This window comes from Frigoriflavimonas asaccharolytica, from assembly GCF_013294015.1.
Classification (GTDB): Bacteria; Bacteroidota; Bacteroidia; order Flavobacteriales; family Weeksellaceae; genus Frigoriflavimonas; species Frigoriflavimonas asaccharolytica.
Genome location: NZ_JABSNO010000008.1, coordinates 66750 through 85648, shown reverse-complemented (window position 1 = coordinate 85648; position 18899 = coordinate 66750). Strand labels below are relative to the sequence as shown.

Genomic DNA, 18899 nt, shown 5'->3' with positions numbered 1-18899 from the left:
CAACTATTACAATGCTGTTCAATGTTGAGCAGCATTTTTTATGCTTCAGAAATTCCTTCAAAATTTTGGAATCCATTTAAGAAATCCTTCACAGACATTCTTTTTTTACCTTGAAGTTGCAAACTTTCTGGTCTGTAAATTCCATCTTTTGTATAAAAATAAAAGTCTGATTTTTCAATTTTTAAATTTCCAGGATTTTTCTGATGCGCTTTGATTTCAAAAGTACCTCCAAAAATTTTGAGAGTTTTAACTTCGTTATTTAATTTCATTTCTGTGAAAGCGGCAGGATATGGCGACATTCCTAAAATAAATTGATGAATCGTTTTTGAATTTAAATTCCAATCTATTTTGGTCTGTTCTTTATAAATCTTGAAAGCTCCTTTTATTTCATCAGCATCCGGCTGCGGTTTTTCTACAATAGAATTTTCTGCAATTCCATCTAGCGTTTTCACAATTAAATTAGCTCCTAAAACCATCAAACGATCATGTAATTCTCCAGCATTTTCATTTTCAGCGATGTTTAGTCTATCTTGAAGCAGTATATTTCCTTCATCTATTTTTTCGTTGATAAAGAAAGTTGTAGCACCAGTTTCCTTTTCACCATTAATGATTGCGAAATTGATTGGCGCTGCACCACGATATTGCGGAAGAAGAGATGCATGAAGGTTGAAAGTGCCTTTCTCTGGGATTTCAAACAATATCTTTGGCATCATTCTAAAAGCAACAACGACGAAAATATCGGCATTTAATTTTTGTACTTCCGCTAAAAAATCTTCATTTCGCAATTTTTCTGGCTGAAATACGGGAATATTATTTTCTACTGCATATATTTTTACTGCAGATTGAGATATCTTTTGCCCACGTCCGCTTGCTTTGTCTGGCGCTGTTACAGCGCCTACAATTTGATGATGAGAAAGATGAATGGCTTCTAAAGATGTAGCTGCAAACTCTGGAGTGCCGAAAAATAGTACTTTTAAAGATTTCATACTGCAAAGATATTTTAAAAATAACTTAATACAAATATTTAAATATTTAAGCCAACATATAAGTGCGGAAATTTAGCATTTTCACTTTCTGCGTATCTAGTAGAATGATGAGGTTTTCTAGTATATTTTCTTTTTGATGATAATGCAACTGGATTGCAATTTCTTCTACAGTACTTGGTTTTTGGGCCAATATTTTTAAAATTTCACTGCTTATATTTTTACCAAAAACACCTTCATTTTTCTTTTCGCAAATAGAACAAACTCCACAATTTTTTACATTTTTTTCCCCAAAATAGGAGAGGATGAGTTTCATGCTGCAATATTCTTCATTTTTCACAAAGTATTTCATCTCTTCCCATTTTTGAATTTTATTTTGTTGAATTTGCGAAAATAAATTCCAATAGGCTCCTTCTGTAAATCGCTCGTTTCTCGGTTTTAAAAATTTTATGGAAGCCAATGCGCCATCTATGTATTCTAAATGATTTTTGTATTGCATTTCTCGTATTCTTTCCTTTATTAACAAAAGATCTGTAGAAAGTGCGTTGCTGATTTTTACCTCACTGAAATAGATTTTTTGAGAAGATAGTCCAGGTAAATTTCTCATTAATAATTCTAAAAAATAGGCATCTTTTTTAGGCAAAAAATCTAGTTCTTCTGCCGAAACGAGAAGTTGTAAACTAGATAAACTTTTGTAATCATTCAGAAATATAATTTCTTGGTTGTGCAGAAAATTAAGAACATTTTTAATTTTTGCGGTACTGCATTTCGTTATATTTTTTAATTTGTGGTAATGCAATTGGAATCTAGTTTCTGGCATATCGTGCTCTGCAATTTGAAAAATAGAGTAGAGGGTATTTACTATTTTTAGAAATTCGGACTTATTAGGAATTTGATTTTTAAATATATCGTCAAATTGTTGCAATTCTTGCTCATTCCACAGTAAAAATGTGAAACTTTCTCCGCCATCTCTACCTGCTCTTCCAATTTCTTGATAATAGTTTTCTAAGCTATTTGGTGCATTAAGATGTATTACGAAACGTACATTATCTTTATCGATACCCATTCCAAAAGCATTTGTAGCAATAAGTGTATGTTGCGAGCTTTGCAACCATTTGCTTTGCTTTGCATGCTTGTCTTTTGGAGAAAGGCCTGCGTGGAAAAAATCTACATTTTTTACATTGTTTTTTTGCAAATATTCGGTAATATTTTCAGTTTCTTTTCTGGTTCTGGCGTATATGATGCCAGAAGAATTGTTGTATTTTAAAATATTAAAGACAGTTTGATATTTATCTGCTACATTTTCTTTTATTAACTTTAAATTTTCTCGTCGGAAACTTTTTTGAAATAATTGAGGATTTTTTAAATCCAATTTTTTTATAATTTCATCTAGTACTTTCGGTGTGGCAGTTGCAGTAAGAGCGATGCAAGAGATGCCAGCTATATCTTTTTTAAAATTTTTAATATTTTGGTAGCTTGGTCGGAAATCCTGTCCCCATTCTGATATACAATGAGCCTCATCAATGGCCAAAAAAGAAATTTTTATCTCTTGTATTTGCTGAAGAAATTGCGGTTGAGAAAGCCTTTCTGGAGATACATATAGAATCTTGGTGATACCTTCTTTGCATCGGGAATAGATGGTTTCTGCGGCAAAATCTTCTAATTCTGAAGATAGATATTCTGCTTCTATGCCCTTTCTTTTTAATTGCAATACTTGATCTCTCATTAAAGCTAGAAGTGGCGAAATTACGATACAAGTGCCTTCTAATAAAAGCGCGGGCAATTGGTAGCAAAGAGATTTACCACCACCAGTTGGAAGCAAAACCATGGTATCTTTGCCGTGCATTACTCCGTCGATAATTTCTTCTTGCAAATCTCTAAATATATTGTAACCCCAGAAATGTTCTAAAGTTTCATATTTTAGTTTTTGGAAATTTTGTTCTGAGATCATCTTATATTTATATTGAATAATTAAAAATACAAAAAAGCCACGCAATGCGTGGCTTTTAATATTAAATAATAATTTAAAAATTATTTTGCTTCAAAGAATACTCTTCTGTTTGCTCTATTTTTCCATTCTGGACATTTAGTAGCTGGCTCACATTCTGGGTATTTAAGGTCTTTTTCTCCTCTACCTTCAGCTTGCAATTTATTACTTTCTACTCCATTTTGGATTAAATAGCTTTTCACGCTATTTGCTCTTCTTTCAGAAAGCTTTTGGTTATATGCTTCAGAAGCTCTTGTATCTGTAGCACCAATAACTTTATAAGAACCACCGTTTGTAGAATTGATGTATTTTACTGCGTTATTTAGAATAGAAGTGTTAGAAGGTAAAATTCTATCAGAATTTAAATCAAATTCAATTGGATCTAAACTGATTTCTTCTTCAGTAATACCACCGCTAGTTGGAGGCACAATTGTATTTTCATAAGGGCAGCCATCATTTTCAACTGGACCAGGTACTACAACACATTTGTCATAAAGATCAATCACACCATCTAAATCTGTATCTAAAGCAACACCAGCTCCATCTACTCTTGCTCCTGCAGGAGTATCAAGTTGTCTGTCCCAATCGTCGCAAACTCCGTCATTATCATTATCACCACTTTTACAAACTTCAACGTCTTGGTTTTTGTCTGCAAGTACATCTAATTTATAATAAATTTCTTGCAAAGGATCATGCCACATTAAGTGAGATGTATGTTTTCCTAATTTAAGGGAAACACCTAAAGTAGTGTTGAAGAAATTGTCGGAAATTTGATCTTCTCTTAAGTTAATAGCGCTGTATTGTGCACCACCACCATCAAATTCATCATCTCCTGTTACTACATACATAGATCTAACTTCTAAATCTATTCTGTTGTTCACTTTGTATTTTAAACCAACACCAGCTTGTCCGAAAAATGAATAAAATTTGAAAGGCTTTACTTCAGTTTGAAGACTTTGGCCACTCGCATTTTCCTGGTAAGCTTTATATGCTAAAGTACCAATACCTGCGTAACCGTGAAGTGCCCATTTAAGAGGGGATTTGTTATCAACTCTTCTCAATAAATTTGAGAAATTAATATCTCCTAAAATAGAGATTGCATCATATTGAGTTCTGCCAGCTACTTGGAAAAAAGGATTTCCAGTCGTAGGTGCATTGTCAGTTTTAGTATTGTAAGCTCCTTGTCTTGTTTCTCCTCTATCATATTGAAGTTTCAAACCAAAAGCATGTGTAATAGCTTTATCAACACTCAAATAAGCGGAATAGCCGAATACATTTGTTCCATTTCCATTTTTAATGGAAGTTAAATCAGCAGATTGAACCAAAGGTACACCTGCTCCTGCTGAGATAGACCAATCGTTAAATCTTTTTGAATCTTTCGTAAATGGCGATACATTTGCAGATCCTGAAGAAAATGTGTTTGGATACTCAGTTTGGTACATTGTTACAGAATCCATCTGTGCAAATGATGCTGTAGGTATAGCTAATGCTAATGCTACGATTGCTAAATTTATTTTCATAATTTGTTAAGTTTAATATTTTAAATAGTTTATTATTTTGCTTGGAAATAAACTCTTCTATTTGCTTCGTTTTTTTCTTCAGGACAATTGGTTGCAGGATCGCATTCTGGATATTTAAGATCTTTTTCACCTCTTCCTTCTGCAATTAACATAGATTGTGGAACTCCTCTTCCGTTAAGATATTTTACAACAGCATCTGCTCTTTGTTGTGATAATTTTAAATTATAAGCATCAGAACCTCTTGTATCTGTAGCACCAACAACTATAAACTGTTGATTAGAATCTAAAGATTGGATTATTTTTGCAGCATTATTTAATTTATCAAAAGATTGAGATCTGATAACATCTTTATTTAAAGCAAATTCGATACCTTCAAATTCTTTATTAATCTCTTCTATCTGTGTATTATTATTTTTTATAACAACTGGAGTGTTTGGGCAACCCATATTATCTGCTGGTCCTGGTACAGTTACACATTTGTCATATAAATCTATAGTTCCATCTAAATCCATATCCAAAGCAACACCTGCTCCATCTACTCTTGCTCCACTTGGAGTATTAAGTTCTCTATCCCAATCATCACATACTCCATCGTTATCATTATCACCACTTTCGCAAACTGTAAAATCTACTGCAGAATTTTCTAAAATATTAATTCTTGCATAGCTTTCTTGCAAAGGATCATGCCAAGCTAAATGGGAAGTGTTTTTCCCAAGTTTGAATGATAAACCAAGATTTACAGTTAACATATTGTCACTGTACGTATCATTAATTAAATTATAATTAATTCTAGGTCCGTTTGGTCCTGTAAATTCTCTGGTTTCACTTCCACCATCAAATTCTTCATCACCACTAATAATGTACATACCTCTAGCTTCGATATCCACACGCCTAGAAACTTTATATTTCACACCCAGACCTCCTTGATAGAAAAAAGAAGCTATACCAAGTTTCTGATCTATCATAATTGGAATTCTTGCAGGTACAGTACTGTATCTAGAAGCATCTGCGTCAATCAATTCTGTCTGATAAGCTTGGAAACCTATCCCAGCGTAGCCATGTAAGGACCATCTGTACGGAGAAAAATTATCAACTCTTCTCAAAATATTTGAAAAGTTAACATCTCCAATTAAAGAAACTTGTTGGTACTTTGTGTAAGCATTTGCTACACCAGATATTACTCCATTAATACCAGGAAGTTGAGCTTTTTGATTGGTTTTACCCATTTGATATTGAGCACTTAAACCAAAAACATGTGTGATCTGCTTATCTAAGCTTACATATGCATTATAACCCCAATTAATTTTATCATTGTAAAAAGAAGTTAAATCTGCATGTGTCATAAATGCACTACCACCACCTACGGATATAGACCAATCATTAAATCTTCTTGCATTATTATCAAATTTTTGAACATTTGATGAGCCGGAAGAAAATGTATTTGGATATTCATCCATCATTTTCACCTCTGTGCTGTCCTGAGCATACATAGCTATTGGAAAAGCAAGAAGCATTAATAAATTTAATTTCATATGTTATGTTTTTTATTTAAATTTTCTAATTCAATTAATAGTACTTTAGAGAATTCTCTTTCTAATGTGTTCTTTAAATGAGGAATTTCTAACTTCCTTGACGAAAAATTTATGCCATCAAAAGATATAATATCTATATCTATGATTCTATCTTCATACCCACCAATTGCTTTACTATCATACATTCTTCCCATATTTCGCTCTATTTTTTTTATAATATTAAGCAGCTGTACAGGTGAATAATGCATTCTAATTGAAGTTGCAATATTACAAAAATTATTAGAACTAACAAACTCCACCGGCAAACTTATAGCAATCTCAGTTTTTTGAAAAATTTCGCATCCTTCATTTTCTAAGCATTTCAGGGCTTCTTCTATATTGTTCGTTTTGTTGCCCAAATTACTCCCGAGTAACAAAACAGAAACATGTTGCGACATATACTTCAAATTAATTTATATTATGAAAACTTTTTTTAAACTTGTGCTTGCAAATATAGTAGCTATTACTATAGTTTTTATTGGTTTTGCACTTTTTCTGGTAATTCTTGTTTCAGCGAGCGCAATGGGAGAGGATTCTAAGGAAGATGTGGCGTCTAATTCTGTGCTTACATTAAATTTAAATACAAAAATTATAGACAGTCCAACAGAAAATCAATCGTCTCTATTTAGCCAGGATGAAAATAAATCTGTTCTCATCTACGATATGATAGAAGCTGTAAAAAATGCCAAGGATGATAAAAATATCATGGGTATAAGTTTGGAAGCGGATGTGGTAAGTGCTGGTCTTACACAAATAGACGATTTACGAGCTGCTTTAATTGATTTTAAAAAAAGTGGCAAATTTATCTATGCTTACGGTAATACAGTTGGGCAATCCTCGTATTATCTTAGTTCCGTAGCTGATCAATATTTTTTAAGTCCAGCTGGAGGTATAGAATTAAAGGGAATGTCTACAGAAATAATGTTTTTTAAAGATTTTGCAGATAAATACGGCATTAGTACAGAAATAATCCGACATGGTACTTTCAAAGCTGCTGTAGAACCTTTCATGAGGAATGATATGTCTCCAGAAAATCGGTTGCAAATGTCTACACTTCTCGGTGATATTTGGAAAAATACTTCTTCAAAAATTTATAATTCAAGAAAAATTGACTCTTTACAGTTTAAAACTGTAGTAGATAGTCTCTATGGAATTTTACCAGAATTGACAACCAAATATAAATTGGCGGATAAATTAATTCAAAAATCTGAATACGACCAAATTATTAGAAAAAAATTAAATATAAAAGATGATAAAAAAATTAATCGCATCACTTTTGAAAAATATATAAAATCCTATAAAGATGAAGTTGGAAGTAGTGCTGATCAAGTTGCAGTGTTGTACGCATCTGGTACCATATATGACGGGGAAGGATATAATGATATTTACGCCGTAGATTTCATTAAACAAATAAAAAAGTTAGCAGACAATGACCATGTTAAAGCAGTAGTTTTAAGAGTGAATTCTCCTGGTGGAAGTGCAAATGCGTCAGATCAGATTTTATTTGAATTAGCAGCACTGAAAAAGAAAAAACTTTTAGTAGTTTCTTTCGGGGATTATGCAGCATCTGGTGGATATTATATTTCTATGGCGGCAGACAAAATTTATTCAGAACCAAATACCATCACAGGTTCTATTGGGGTATTTGGAATAATCCCTTATTTCAAAGAATTGGCCAACAAAAATGGTGTAAAATCTGAAGTTGTAAGCACAAATGCAAATTCTGCGATGTATTCTCCTATCAATGGGCTTACTCCGGGTGCTGTTACCATCATGACGAAAAACGTAGAAAACACCTACAGTAGATTTGTTAATTTTGTATCTGCAAACAGAAAAAAATCGTTCGCAGAAATAGACGAAATCGGTGGAGGTAGAGTTTGGTCTGGCACACGTGCAAAGCAAATAGGTTTGGTAGATGAGCTAGGTTCTTTACACAACGCAATAGAATATGCAACTCAAAAAGCAGGATTGAAAAATCCGAAAATTGGAACTTACCCGAAAAAGCTTTCCAAATTTGAGCAAATATTTAAAACGATGGATAAAGAAGAAATTTCTACAAAAATTTTAGAAAATAAATTGGGGAAAGAAAATTACGAATTATTTAATCAAATGACCAACCCAAAAATAAAAGAGGGCATCAAGATGGAAATGCCTTATAAAATAGAAATAAAATAAAATTTTCAGATATCTAAAGCGTCTCAATTTAAATTGAGGCGTTTTTTTTGCATTAAATTTTAAATAAAAAAAACCTCACAATAAATTGTGAGGTTTAAGTGAGCGCGACAGGATTCGAATACCGATGAATCGGTACAGGCTCTGTGACCGTCCCGATTTAGAAAATCGGGATGCTCTATTCGGTGGCTGTTTCTATTAATTTTTTAATTTTCACTGCGCTTTTCCATTTTTTTATTTCTAATTCTCTTTTGTAAGCATCAGATTTTGAAGAAAATTCTTCAAAAAAAACTATTTCCCAGTCTTTAGTTTTAGAAGTAAATCCTTTATGATTTGATAAATGTTTACGCAATCTTTCGTCCAAATTTTCAGAAGTATGGCCGATGTAAAATTTATTTAATGCTTTCGAAAAGAGGATGTAACAATAAACCATGAAAGATTTTAAATAAAAAAACCTCACAATAAATTGTGAGGTTTAAGTGAGCGCGACAGGATTCGAACCTGTGACCGTCTGCTTAGAAGGCAGATGCTCTATCCAGCTGAGCTACGCACCCATAATAATTTTTTGCAAAAAATTAATAAAAAAAGTCGGGGCGGCAGGATTCGAACCTGCGACCTCCTGGTCCCAAACCAGGCGCGATGACCGGACTACGCTACGCCCCGAATAATATTTTCCTAGAAAGTTGCGGAGAGTAAGGGATTCGAACCCTTGGTACAGTTTCCCATACGCTTGTTTAGCAAACAAGTCCTTTCGGCCACTCAGGCAACTCTCCATTGCAATGTTTTTATGAACTTCTTTTCTCAATTGCGAGTGCAAATATAGAAAGTTTTTTGATATCTACCAAAATTTTTTAGTCTAAATTTTTTGTATTTTTGGAATTATTATTACTCAAAACAAATATTCATGCATAAATGCCTAACTATTATGGGATTAAGCTTTTTAGTTTTTTCTTGTTCTGCTCAAAAAAATTCAACAAATCGAAATATTGAAACAAAACCAAAGCCTATTACCACCGCGACAGAAAAAATAGTGGAAAAAAAGCATGAAGTTGTTTCTTATAAAGGCGTAGAATTTTTTAAAAATAATATTGGCGATATAACCAAAAACGACAATACGACAAGTTATGGTTCCATCGTAACGGCAGAACCAAAAGGTTTTAAAGTTGTCAAAACTTATTTCCCTTCTTTAGCGCAGAATTTTCGCCAGAAATATATTATTCTTCACTACACGGCCATTGATGATGATAAGTCGATTTTAGCCCTAACACAACGCGGCGTAAGTGCACACTATTTGGTTAATGATAAAGAGGATAACCAAATTTACCAATTGGTAGACGAAAATAAGCGCGCTTACCACGCAGGTTTAAGCGTTTGGAGGAATGATAAAAACTTAAATGATAATTCAATCGGTATAGAAATTACCAATATGGGATACACTGTAGATTCGATAGGAAAAAAGGTTTTCGCACCCTTTAATGAAAATCAACTCAAAAAAGTTTTCAAATTAGTGAAAGATATTGCAGACCGCTATCAAATTCCGCCTACAAACATACTTGGACATTCAGACGTAGCGCCAACGCGAAAACAAGATCCAGGACCAATGTTTCCTTGGAAGAAATTGTACGAAGAAGAAAAGATTGGGATGTGGTATGATGATGCAACAATGAAAAATGTGATGATGAAATCCCTTTCTACTTTTGATAGTATGAAAGATAAAAATACATTTATATTTAAAGTACAATCAGACTTGCAGAATTTTGGCTATGATATCGTACCTACCGGAAGTTGGAATACGGAAAATATGAGGGTTGTAGAATCTTTTCAATACAGATTTCGTCCAGAAAATTATGATGGCGTTTTAGATTTGGGTACGTATTCAATTTTGCAAGCTTTGTTGCAGAAATATCCAGGTAAATAATTGTAAGATCTTCTTTATTAAATTTTTTAAAATTAAATAAAATCAGCTGATACTTTGAAATTTCTTATAATAATTCCTGTTCACAACGAAGAAAGTTTCATTTTTGATAATTTGCAATCTCTTGCGAATCAAAGTTTCAAAAATTTTGAATGCGTGATTGTGAATGATGGTTCTACTGATGAATCTCAACAAAAAATTGAATCATTTATCCAGGATGATTTTTCCAAGCAATTTCAGCTCATTAATTTAGAAAAATCTATACATTCACCTGGTGCAAAAGTAGTTCAAACCTTCTATAAAGGTTTACAAACTCGTGATTTGAAAGATTTTGATGTGATCTGTAAATTTGATGCTGATATTATTTTTCCAAAAAATTATCTATCAGAATTAAATACAATTTATGAAAGAAATCCAAAAGCTGGGATGGTTTCTGGTCTTGTTTTCATCAACAAAAAGGGAAATATTTTAGATGATATTTTTAATTTCGAAAACGCAGAAAACTATTGGAAATTTGAAAATTTATCTTCAAAAAATCATGTTCGAGGTCCGATTAAATCTTACAGAAAAAAATGCTTTGAAGATATGAATGGGCTTCGTAGAGTGCTTGGTTGGGATAATATTGATGTTATGCTCGCAAAAATGAATCATTGGGAAACCATTACCATCAAAGATTTGTGGGTGAAACATCTAAAACCTACAGCATTTCTATATCAAAAACAAAAAGCTGAAAAATTAGGTATCTATTTTTACAATATTGGTCTCAATTCCCCACTTGCTGCAATATCTGCGGCAAAATCTGCTTCAAAAGATAATTCTATCAGCAATTTTTTTGTAATAATGAATTCATTTTTTAAACAAAAACATAAGCGAGAATTAACGATAGAAGAAATAAAATACATCCGAAATCTGCGTTGGAAAGAAATGAAGGGTAAAATTAAATTTTAAATAATCTAAAATTCAATTATTAAAAAAATAGCCTACATAGAAATTGATACACACGCAGAAATTGCCGAAAAATTCAGAAATTTAATGAATGATTCTAAAATTTTTGAGGTAGATTATTTTTTTTCTGCAAAAATAATGAGGCAACTAAATCTTAAAGAAACTTCCAATGTTTTTCTCGCCGAAAGCAAAAATTTGCTAAAGAAAATTGGAGATAATCATGTTTATGATTTAGTGATTATTGGTACTGCACACAGGTATTTCAATATTTTTTTAAAAATTTCATCACATTATAAGACTTCTATTGTAGTTCATAATGTTAATTTTTCTCAATTAAAAAGACGTCGATTATTTTTTAATGTGTTTAAAAAAGAGTGTATTTTCCGATTAAAATTGCTCTTTTTTGAAGGTTTACTTTCTAAAAATAAGTTGCATAAAGATGCGAACAATCTTTTTATTTTAGATGAAAATTTAAATATCGCGAAAGATCAATTTACCTATTTACCGATATTTTATACCGCTCAAATTGAAGAAGAAATTAATCCAGATATATCGATTGTCATTCCTGGCAGCGTCTCGCAATCTAGAAGAAATTATAGAGAAGTTTTGAAAAAATTAGAAGTTTTTGGAAAAAATAATTCTAAAAAATATCCTAAAGTTGAAATTGTTTTTCTGGGTAAAGCTCAAAATGAGGAATTAAATTGGCTGATTAAATTTGAAAAAAATAATTTTGAAAATCTGAAAATCGTCTATTTTAAAGAAAAGGTTTCTCAAATAGATTTTGATTTTTACATGCACAGCGCGACTTTTCTTTGGTGTCCATTGCAAATTTCTACAGAATTTTTTAGCAATAAAGAATTTTATAATGATACAAAAATGTCAGGGATTGTTGGTGATGCGATCAAATATCAAAAAATAGCATTTCTGCCAAAAGAATTTTCAAGGAATTATCCATTTATTTTAAATAATGAAGGTGAACTTGAAGATCAGATCAGCACTTTTTATAATTTAAAACAGAAAAAGTATTTCGCAGCATTTGAAAAGGCAAAAGTTTTGAAAGATTTGGAAAATACGCTAGAAAATTTATTCTAAAATTTCAGCATATTTTTGATGAATTTTATATTCAAATATTGATCTAGAGGATAGATTTTTAGAAAATAATTTCCAACAAAAATAATCATTAGCAGAACTGCAGGTTTGTAGATTAAATTGATAAAATTGTTCTCAAATATCGGCAGAAATAATACGATGGTAATCGCAATTGTGCAAATTAATGAGGTGTAAATTAATTCTATAGTTAAAGGGTGAACTTTAAATTTAATATAGTTGAATAGTAATTTCACCGAGTTGTATAAAGTTAGGGATATTGCTGTTGCTATAGCAATACCAATAATTCCTAGCGTTGTGTTTTTTAAAAAATAAAAATTTAAAAGTACTGTAAGAAAAGCTAAAGCAACCATAATCACTATATTAAATCGATAATATTTGGACATGGAAATAATGTTGCCATTGAAACCCGTGAGAAGATCTATCAAAACTGCGGAACCGATGATCCAGATGACGGGTTCGGATTCCAGAAGTAGATCGCCATTTTTAATGTAGACCGTTAAAAAGGGAAAACCAACCAAAATGCACGAGAATAAAACTGCACCTAAAAAAAATAGTGAAAGTGAAGTTTTTTTGTGAAAGCGATCCAACTCTTCCATATTATTTTCTGCAAAACTTTTGTTGATGATGGGCGCAGAAATATTGAACAAACCTAATTGTGGGATAGAAATAAGTGCTACAATTGCGTATAACGTTAGGTATATTCCAGTTTCTTTATCGTTCACGTAATGCTCGCTGATCATTATGGTATCAATTTTTATGGCTATAAAATACCCGATATTTCCTAAAAAGCCATAGAAACTATAATTAAAAATATCTTTGTATAATTTTTCTTTTTTTAAAAAATCTAGGTTGTAATTCCAGGTTATTTTTTCTAATGAATTTGCATAAATATAATAACCAATCAATGCTAATACAAATATTCCTAAAAAGAACAAAAATGAAGCGCTTTCTGAAAATCCAAAATAAAAGAAGAGTATAAATGCAATAATGTTGGCCATTTTCGGAAAAATATTCTCGAAAATATTGGGAACTACAATTCTTTTGAAGTTGCTAATATATTTATTGAAAATTGCAGAAAGGGATAATAAAAGTACCAGTGGCAAAATAAATTGCTTCAGATTCCACATCTTAGAATCTCTGTACTGCGGAAATACGAAGAAAAACAAAAAGAAAAGTGCCAGACAGAATAGGTAGTTTCCCAATACGAAAACTAAAGAAAGTGATAATAAATTTTGATGCTTATTATCTTTTTTAGCAATCTCGTGAAATTTAACATTAGAAAAAGAAACTCCGAAAACTACAACAGGAGTAAGAATCATTGCGTAAGAAAGCACTAAACCCAACCTACCGTAAAAATCAAAATTTTGTGGAAATAGTAAATAAGTAGCAACTGCACCCAATAAAAAACCAAAATATCCTATTAAAGAATATTTGAAACCTTGCCTAGCTACAACGCTCATTTTTTAAAAATTTATATTATTCTAAAAAATAAATTTTATATTATTTCTTATCATTTTAAAATTGAAGAATTGCAAATATATAAAATTGCTACTAAATTTTTATTTTTCCGTTCGCTATTCTTTTATGCTCATTTCTATAAATTCATTCAGGGGTTTCATTAAGTTTAAAATAGCGGCAATTTTTTCAATACTTTCTGCCTTCATAAAATCTTGATCTTTAATTGGAAATCTTACCACAAAACTTTTTAATTTTAAAAAATCTTCCATTTTATCTTCTTTATCAAAACCCTGTGGAATTCTTTTCAGCTTATCTTCTGTAGATAATTCTGTAAATGTTTGTTTAAAATTCTCATCATTCACAATTTCCAAAAATTCTTTTGGATTATTGCTAATGCTTTTTCTTATTTTTTTTAAATTTTCCTTTTCTGGCAGATAAACTCCACCAGCTACAAAAGAATTTCCAGGTTCCAAATGCAAGTAGTAACCAGAAGTCCGGTTGTATTTTCCCATTCCCAAACTAGCGCCAAAATGCGTTTTGTATGGAGTTTTATCCAAAGAAAAGCGCACATCTCTATAAATTCTAAACATTGCTTTTTTGCCCTCAATTTTCAGGATTTCTGGGTCTGTTTCTGCTAAATTTTCTATAAGATGATTTATGAAACCTGTGATGTTTTCTTTCGCCAATTCATAATCTACCTTATTATCTGCAAACCATTCTCTGTTGTTATTGGTTTTTAGATTTTTCAGGAATTGGAAAGTTTGTTTTTGAATTTGATTGGACATTGAAATAAATTTATTCTCAAATATAAAATTTTTTCACAGAATGTGATTCACAAAAACACAATAAAGATATCAAATAATTATCATTAATAAAAAGCGTATCTTTGCAAAATATTAAAAATCTTTAATGAACTTATTTACAGAATCCAATTTAGGTCCGAATTTACTTAAAGCAATTGGAGAATTAGGCTACGAAAAGCCAACAGAAATTCAAAAACAAGCGATTCCTTTCATCCTAGAAGATGATAGAGACCTTATTGCTCTTGCAGCAACAGGAACGGGGAAAACTGCAGCTTTTTCGCTGCCAGTTTTAGAACAAATAGAAGAATCTAGCAGAACGATACAGTTCTTGGTTCTTTGTCCTACTAGAGAACTTTGTTTACAAATAACCAAAGACATACAATCTTACACACAACACATGCGCGACCTGAAAACGGTTGCAGTTTATGGTGGTAGTAGTATTTCTGATCAAATACGTGCTATCAAAAACAAACCGCAAATAATTGTAGGTACGCCAGGTAGAGTTATTGATCTTATTAACAGAAGATCTTTAGATTTTTCCGAAATTCAGTATTTAGTATTGGATGAGGCAGATGAAATGCTTTCTATGGGTTTCAAAGACGATTTGGAAACTATTTTGAGAGAGACACCTGCTGAAAAACGCACCATGCTTTTCTCTGCAACAATGAATAGAGAAGTAGAGCGTATTTCTAAAAATTACTTGAACAATGCTCACAAAATTACAGTAGAATCTAAAGATGCGGTAAAGAAAAACATCGCTTATGAATTTTATGTAGTTAATTACAGAAGAAAAAAAGAAGCGCTAAAACGTTTGATTGATGCAAATCCTAATCAATATTCTATTATTTTCTGTAGAACAAGAATGGAAACGCAAGAAATTGCAGACTTCTTGATGCAAAACGGATATGCTGCAGATGCTTTGCACGGAGATCTTTCTCAAGCGCAACGTGATACGGTAATGAAAAAATTCCGTCTTAAAAATATTGATATTTTGGTAGCAACAGATGTTGCAGCGAGAGGTTTGGATGTAGATTCTTTGACGCATGTTATCCATTTTTCTTTGCCAGATGATCCAGAAGTTTTCGTACACAGAAGTGGTAGAACTGGTAGAGCAGGAAAAGCAGGTATAGCTATCTCTTTAATTAAACCAGAAGAAAGTAGAAAATTAAAACAAATAAAATCTTCTACAAAAATAGATATTCACGAAAAGAAAATTCCTACTGGAGAAGAAATCATCAAAGCACAAGTTGGTGGCGTTTTTGAAAAATTATTTACCGAGCATGAAGATATTTTCAGTTTTGATGATAATTTAATTCCAGATCTATCTGCATTTTCTAAAGAAGAATTAGTGCACAAATTGCTACAATTTCAATTGAAAGATCTTGCTACTTATTATCATGATAAGAGAGATTTGGAAGATGAAAAATTCAGCAAAGATGATGGAAGAGGCGGAGATAGAGATCGTGGTAGAGGAGGAAGAGATAGAGATCGTGATAGAGGAGGCCGAGATGGTGGTAGAGGAAGAGATCGTGATTACAGTTCTGATAGAGGAGGAAGAGATAGAGATTCCCGAGGTGGAGATCGTGATTTTAGAGGCGGAGATAGAGATGGCGGTAGTTATAGAGAAGGAGGAAGATCGGACAGAAAGAGAAAGAGCAATGGCGACATGGTGAGATTTTTCTTCAACCTTGGAAAAAAAGATGGTTTGAAAAAAATGGATATGCTGGAAATAGTAAACAGTGCAACCAAGAAAAATAAAAACCGTCCAGATATCGGGGATATAGAAATTATGGATAAATTTACCTTTTTCGAGGTAGAAAAAGATTTCAAAAATGAAGTTTTGAAAAATATTCAAGAAATGAAGTTCAAAGGGAAAGATATGCGAGCTGAAGAAGCAAACTAATTTTTATTCTTTAATTATACTAAAACCAGCATTGCAAAATGCTGGTTTTTTTAGTTTTAATTGTTGATAACTTTCGTCGGTTTGGCATTAATGTTACGTAAATTTAACATGAATTTTCCCTTTGAAACATTTAATAATAGGATATTTGCACTCTTAAAAATAAAATAATTTTAAAATTATGGCAGTAGGTAATATTTTCAAAATGTTTCAGCCAAAAGACAAGGTTTTCTTTGTATTGTTTGAGCAAGTAGCAGACACATTAGTAAATATGTCTAAGACTTTTCACGAAGGCATACAAGAGTTTGATCAAAATGACGAAACTTTTCTACAGAAAATGAGCGATTTTGAACATCAAAATGATGAATCTACGCACAAAATATATGTGGAATTAGGTCAAAATTTCATCACACCGTTTGATAGAGAAGATATCAGTCTTCTAGCAAGTGGTTTAGACGATATTGCAGATTATATCTACGCTTCTACAAAATATATTTATTTGTATAAAAGCCCAGAAACTGCTGCTTATGCAGAATTTTCTTTATTGATATATAAAGCTTGTTTGGAAATTCAAATAGCAATTAAAAATTTGAATGGTTTCAAAAATACTGCAGCTGTAAAAGAAGCTTGTATCAAAATTAATAGTATAGAAAACATCGCAGACGACGTGCTTTCTCAGGCTTTGGTAAAATTATTTGAAACAGGAGATGCAATCAACATCATCAAAGTTAAATCTGTTTTCGAATATTTAGAAATCGTTACAGATAAAGCAGAAGATGTTGCCAATACAATGGAAAACATCATCATCAAATACTCTTAAAATCTACTTATTAATTTAAAATTCTAATAATGGATTTTCCTATTTTTTTAATAATAATTGTAGCACTAGCCTTGGTATTTGATTATATCAATGGTTTTCATGATGCTGCAAACTCAATAGCAACCATCGTTTCTACGAAGGTTCTCACCCCTTTTCAAGCTGTACTTTGGGCAGCACTTTGGAATTTTGCCGCTTTTTTCATCGCGTTATACATCATAGGCGAATTCAAAATTGGAAACACCATAGCCAAAACAGTTAATGAAAATTTCATCAATTTAGAAGTGATTTTCGCAGGTTTGGTTGCCGCTATCATCTGGAATCTTTTCACATGGTGGTTTGGTATTCCTTCGTCTTCTTCACATACCTTAATTGGTGGTTTTTTAGGCGCAGCTTTGATGAATGCCTTAATGATGGATTATCATTTGATAGCTATAGAAAACCCAGGTATGCAATTTTTTGAAAAAATGCAGCTTGCCTTTAAGCAGTTGTTTACTCAAGATGTTGTAAAATATAGCAAGGTAATTCCGATTTTCTTATTTATATTTTTAGCACCAATTATTGGTATGTTTATTTCAATAATTTTGACACACATTATTGTTTTCTTCGCAAAAAATTCTACTCCAAGAAATGCTGATAGTGTTTTCAAAAAGCTTCAATTAGCTTCTTCCGCACTTTTCAGTCTTGGTCATGGTTTGAATGATGCCCAGAAAGTTATGGGTATTATCGGTGCAGCTATTATTTACTATCATGTGCAAATGTTGCAAGATCCTGTTTATTTAAATATAGCAACTGCAGATCGTTTTAATTATTTTACAGAGCATTATCTTTGGGTACCATTGGTTTCCTTTCTTGCAATCGCATTGGGAACAATGAGTGGAGGTTGGAAAATAATTAAAACAATGGGCACGAAAATTACAAAAGTAACTCCATTAGAAGGTGTAGCTGCAGAAACGGCAGGTGCAATTACTTTGTTCCTTACAGATCATTTGGGAATACCAGTTTCTACAACACATACCATTACTGGTTCTATCATTGGTGTAGGTGTTACCAAGAGAGTTTCTGCTGTAAGATGGGGAATTACTATCAGTTTGCTTTGGGCTTGGGTTCTTACCATACCAATTTCTGCATTGATGGCCGGAATTGTGTATTTAATTACACGTTTTCTTGTTTAAATTTTATTCCTAACAAATATTTAAAGCTTTATCAATTTTGATAAAGCTTTTTTATTATATTTAAATTTTCTAAAAGTTAATTCTATATTTTGCCAACAATTATAAAACCTTTCATTGAACCAGAAATTTTGAGCCAAATACAATCTGAAATTTCTACAGAGCAGCAGGTTATCGTGCATTGTTGTCTGAAAAGTGATTTTGCAGTTGGTATATTGATCAGAATCTGGCGGACTACCTATTTGTTGGATACACAATCTTCTCATAAAAGCAGGTTGCTTTTTGCGGATAATATCTGTTTAAATCCCGATTGGATAGAAGTTCCCTTTGTAAAGGAATATTGGTTTACTTTAATTTTCAGCGGACTGCCAAAAGATTGTACCCACTTTGATTTTGCTGAGATTATACCTGAAGAAGGTGGTTTTTATGTACCAAATATCCAGAGAAATGGAACGGATGTTTATAGTATAAATATTTAAAAAGGTCGAATAGTTTAGAAAGTACTATTAAGGAGAAAAAACTAAGATTAACTCCAATATTTATTCG

General features: G+C 31.9%; 16 protein-coding genes and 3 tRNA genes. 8 read left to right on the top strand and 11 right to left on the bottom strand.

Going from position 1 to position 18899, the window contains the following annotated elements:
• Positions 1–38 precede the first annotated feature (38 nt).
• The 5 genes from fmt to folK form a co-directional block, all read right to left on the bottom strand.
• Positions 39–986, bottom strand: a complete 948-nt coding sequence (gene fmt, locus HNQ03_RS07120) for a methionyl-tRNA formyltransferase (RefSeq protein ID WP_173778981.1) — start codon at positions 984–986, stop codon at positions 39–41.
• Positions 987–1032: 46 nt separating this feature from the next.
• Positions 1033–2934 carry a RecQ family ATP-dependent DNA helicase gene (locus tag HNQ03_RS07115; protein ID WP_173778980.1) on the bottom strand — a complete coding sequence of 634 codons (1902 nt, stop codon included), beginning with the start codon at positions 2932–2934 and terminating at the stop codon, positions 1033–1035.
• Positions 2935–3014: 80 nt separating this feature from the next.
• Positions 3015–4490 carry an OmpA family protein gene (locus HNQ03_RS07110; protein WP_173778979.1) on the bottom strand — a complete coding sequence of 492 codons (1476 nt, stop codon included), beginning with the start codon at positions 4488–4490 and terminating at the stop codon, positions 3015–3017.
• Between the two features lie 32 nt (positions 4491–4522).
• Complete coding sequence (locus HNQ03_RS07105; protein WP_173778978.1) at positions 4523–6022, bottom strand: OmpA family protein; 1500 nt, start codon at positions 6020–6022, stop codon at positions 4523–4525.
• Entirely contained in the window at positions 6019–6459 is a 441-nt protein-coding gene (folK, locus tag HNQ03_RS07100) for a 2-amino-4-hydroxy-6-hydroxymethyldihydropteridine diphosphokinase (RefSeq protein WP_173778977.1), read from the bottom strand. The genes HNQ03_RS07105 and folK overlap by 4 nt, the downstream gene beginning before the upstream one ends.
• Positions 6460–6481: 22 nt before the next feature.
• Between folK and sppA the strand changes: the two genes are divergently transcribed.
• Complete coding sequence (gene sppA, locus HNQ03_RS07095) at positions 6482–8236, top strand: signal peptide peptidase SppA (protein WP_173778976.1); 1755 nt, start codon at positions 6482–6484, stop codon at positions 8234–8236.
• A 175-nt stretch (positions 8237–8411) separates the two neighbouring features.
• Here sppA and HNQ03_RS07090 read toward each other — a convergent pair whose 3' ends face one another.
• From HNQ03_RS07090 to HNQ03_RS07075, 4 genes are all read right to left on the bottom strand, one after another.
• Positions 8412–8666: a GIY-YIG nuclease family protein gene (locus HNQ03_RS07090; protein ID WP_173778975.1), complete on the bottom strand. Its 255-nt coding sequence runs from the start codon at positions 8664–8666 to the stop codon at positions 8412–8414.
• A gap of 47 nt (positions 8667–8713) precedes the next feature.
• Positions 8714–8787 (bottom strand) — tRNA-Arg (locus HNQ03_RS07085).
• 34 nt (positions 8788–8821) lie between these two features.
• Positions 8822–8896, bottom strand: a tRNA-Pro gene (locus HNQ03_RS07080).
• A gap of 23 nt (positions 8897–8919) precedes the next feature.
• Positions 8920–9006: transfer RNA gene (locus tag HNQ03_RS07075), tRNA-Ser, on the bottom strand.
• A gap of 131 nt (positions 9007–9137) precedes the next feature.
• Between HNQ03_RS07075 and HNQ03_RS07070 the strand changes: the two genes are divergently transcribed.
• From HNQ03_RS07070 to HNQ03_RS07060, 3 genes are all read left to right on the top strand, one after another.
• Positions 9138–10151, top strand: a complete 1014-nt coding sequence (locus HNQ03_RS07070; protein ID WP_173778974.1) for an N-acetylmuramoyl-L-alanine amidase — start codon at positions 9138–9140, stop codon at positions 10149–10151.
• A gap of 54 nt (positions 10152–10205) precedes the next feature.
• Positions 10206–11096 (top strand): glycosyltransferase family A protein, encoded by an 891-nt coding sequence (locus HNQ03_RS07065; RefSeq protein ID WP_173778973.1) that lies wholly within the window; start codon positions 10206–10208, stop codon positions 11094–11096.
• Between the two features lie 84 nt (positions 11097–11180).
• A complete protein-coding gene (locus HNQ03_RS07060) occupies positions 11181–12185 on the top strand; it encodes a hypothetical protein (protein WP_173778972.1) in 1005 nt (334 codons plus the stop codon).
• Here HNQ03_RS07060 and HNQ03_RS07055 read toward each other — a convergent pair.
• Positions 12182–13663, bottom strand: a complete 1482-nt coding sequence (locus HNQ03_RS07055; RefSeq protein WP_173778971.1) for a lipopolysaccharide biosynthesis protein — start codon at positions 13661–13663, stop codon at positions 12182–12184. The two genes, HNQ03_RS07060 and HNQ03_RS07055, sit on opposite strands and share 4 nt — an antisense overlap.
• A gap of 114 nt (positions 13664–13777) precedes the next feature.
• On the bottom strand, positions 13778–14446 hold the full coding sequence (locus HNQ03_RS07050; RefSeq protein ID WP_173778970.1) for a DUF2461 domain-containing protein: 669 nt from the start codon (positions 14444–14446) through the stop codon (positions 13778–13780).
• A 124-nt stretch (positions 14447–14570) separates the two neighbouring features.
• Here HNQ03_RS07050 and HNQ03_RS07045 point away from each other — a divergent pair, with 124 nt between their 5' ends.
• The 4 genes from HNQ03_RS07045 to HNQ03_RS07030 all read left to right on the top strand — a co-directional run bounded on the left by HNQ03_RS07045 (position 14571) and on the right by HNQ03_RS07030 (position 18832).
• Positions 14571–16367 carry a DEAD/DEAH box helicase gene (locus HNQ03_RS07045; RefSeq protein ID WP_173778969.1) on the top strand — a complete coding sequence of 599 codons (1797 nt, stop codon included), beginning with the start codon at positions 14571–14573 and terminating at the stop codon, positions 16365–16367.
• A 178-nt stretch (positions 16368–16545) separates the two neighbouring features.
• Entirely contained in the window at positions 16546–17184 is a 639-nt protein-coding gene (locus HNQ03_RS07040) for a DUF47 domain-containing protein (protein WP_173778968.1), read from the top strand.
• Positions 17185–17213: 29 nt separating this feature from the next.
• Entirely contained in the window at positions 17214–18356 is a 1143-nt protein-coding gene (locus tag HNQ03_RS07035) for an inorganic phosphate transporter (protein WP_173778967.1), read from the top strand.
• A gap of 89 nt (positions 18357–18445) precedes the next feature.
• Entirely contained in the window at positions 18446–18832 is a 387-nt protein-coding gene (locus tag HNQ03_RS07030) for a hypothetical protein (RefSeq protein ID WP_194305165.1), read from the top strand.
• The last annotated feature ends 67 nt before the right edge of the window (positions 18833–18899 follow it).

What these genes read in the sequence shown, in the direction of transcription:
- HNQ03_RS07070 (WP_173778974.1), top strand. Translation starts at nt 9,138, where the DNA reads ATGCATAAATGCCTAACTATTATGGGATTAAGCTTTTTAGTTTTTTCT.
- HNQ03_RS07105 (WP_173778978.1), bottom strand. Translation starts at nt 6,022, where the DNA reads ATGAAATTAAATTTATTAATGCTTCTTGCTTTTCCAATAGCTATGTAT.
- HNQ03_RS07115 (WP_173778980.1), bottom strand. Translation starts at nt 2,934, where the DNA reads ATGATCTCAGAACAAAATTTCCAAAAACTAAAATATGAAACTTTAGAA.
- HNQ03_RS07040 (WP_173778968.1), top strand. Translation starts at nt 16,546, where the DNA reads ATGGCAGTAGGTAATATTTTCAAAATGTTTCAGCCAAAAGACAAGGTT.
- fmt (WP_173778981.1), bottom strand. Translation starts at nt 986, where the DNA reads ATGAAATCTTTAAAAGTACTATTTTTCGGCACTCCAGAGTTTGCAGCT.
- HNQ03_RS07045 (WP_173778969.1), top strand. Translation starts at nt 14,571, where the DNA reads ATGAACTTATTTACAGAATCCAATTTAGGTCCGAATTTACTTAAAGCA.
- folK (WP_173778977.1), bottom strand. Translation starts at nt 6,459, where the DNA reads ATGTCGCAACATGTTTCTGTTTTGTTACTCGGGAGTAATTTGGGCAAC.
- HNQ03_RS07090 (WP_173778975.1), bottom strand. Translation starts at nt 8,666, where the DNA reads ATGGTTTATTGTTACATCCTCTTTTCGAAAGCATTAAATAAATTTTAC.
- sppA (WP_173778976.1), top strand. Translation starts at nt 6,482, where the DNA reads ATGAAAACTTTTTTTAAACTTGTGCTTGCAAATATAGTAGCTATTACT.
- HNQ03_RS07035 (WP_173778967.1), top strand. Translation starts at nt 17,214, where the DNA reads ATGGATTTTCCTATTTTTTTAATAATAATTGTAGCACTAGCCTTGGTA.
- HNQ03_RS07110 (WP_173778979.1), bottom strand. Translation starts at nt 4,490, where the DNA reads ATGAAAATAAATTTAGCAATCGTAGCATTAGCATTAGCTATACCTACA.
- HNQ03_RS07050 (WP_173778970.1), bottom strand. Translation starts at nt 14,446, where the DNA reads ATGTCCAATCAAATTCAAAAACAAACTTTCCAATTCCTGAAAAATCTA.
- HNQ03_RS07060 (WP_173778972.1), top strand. Translation starts at nt 11,181, where the DNA reads ATGAATGATTCTAAAATTTTTGAGGTAGATTATTTTTTTTCTGCAAAA.
- HNQ03_RS07055 (WP_173778971.1), bottom strand. Translation starts at nt 13,663, where the DNA reads ATGAGCGTTGTAGCTAGGCAAGGTTTCAAATATTCTTTAATAGGATAT.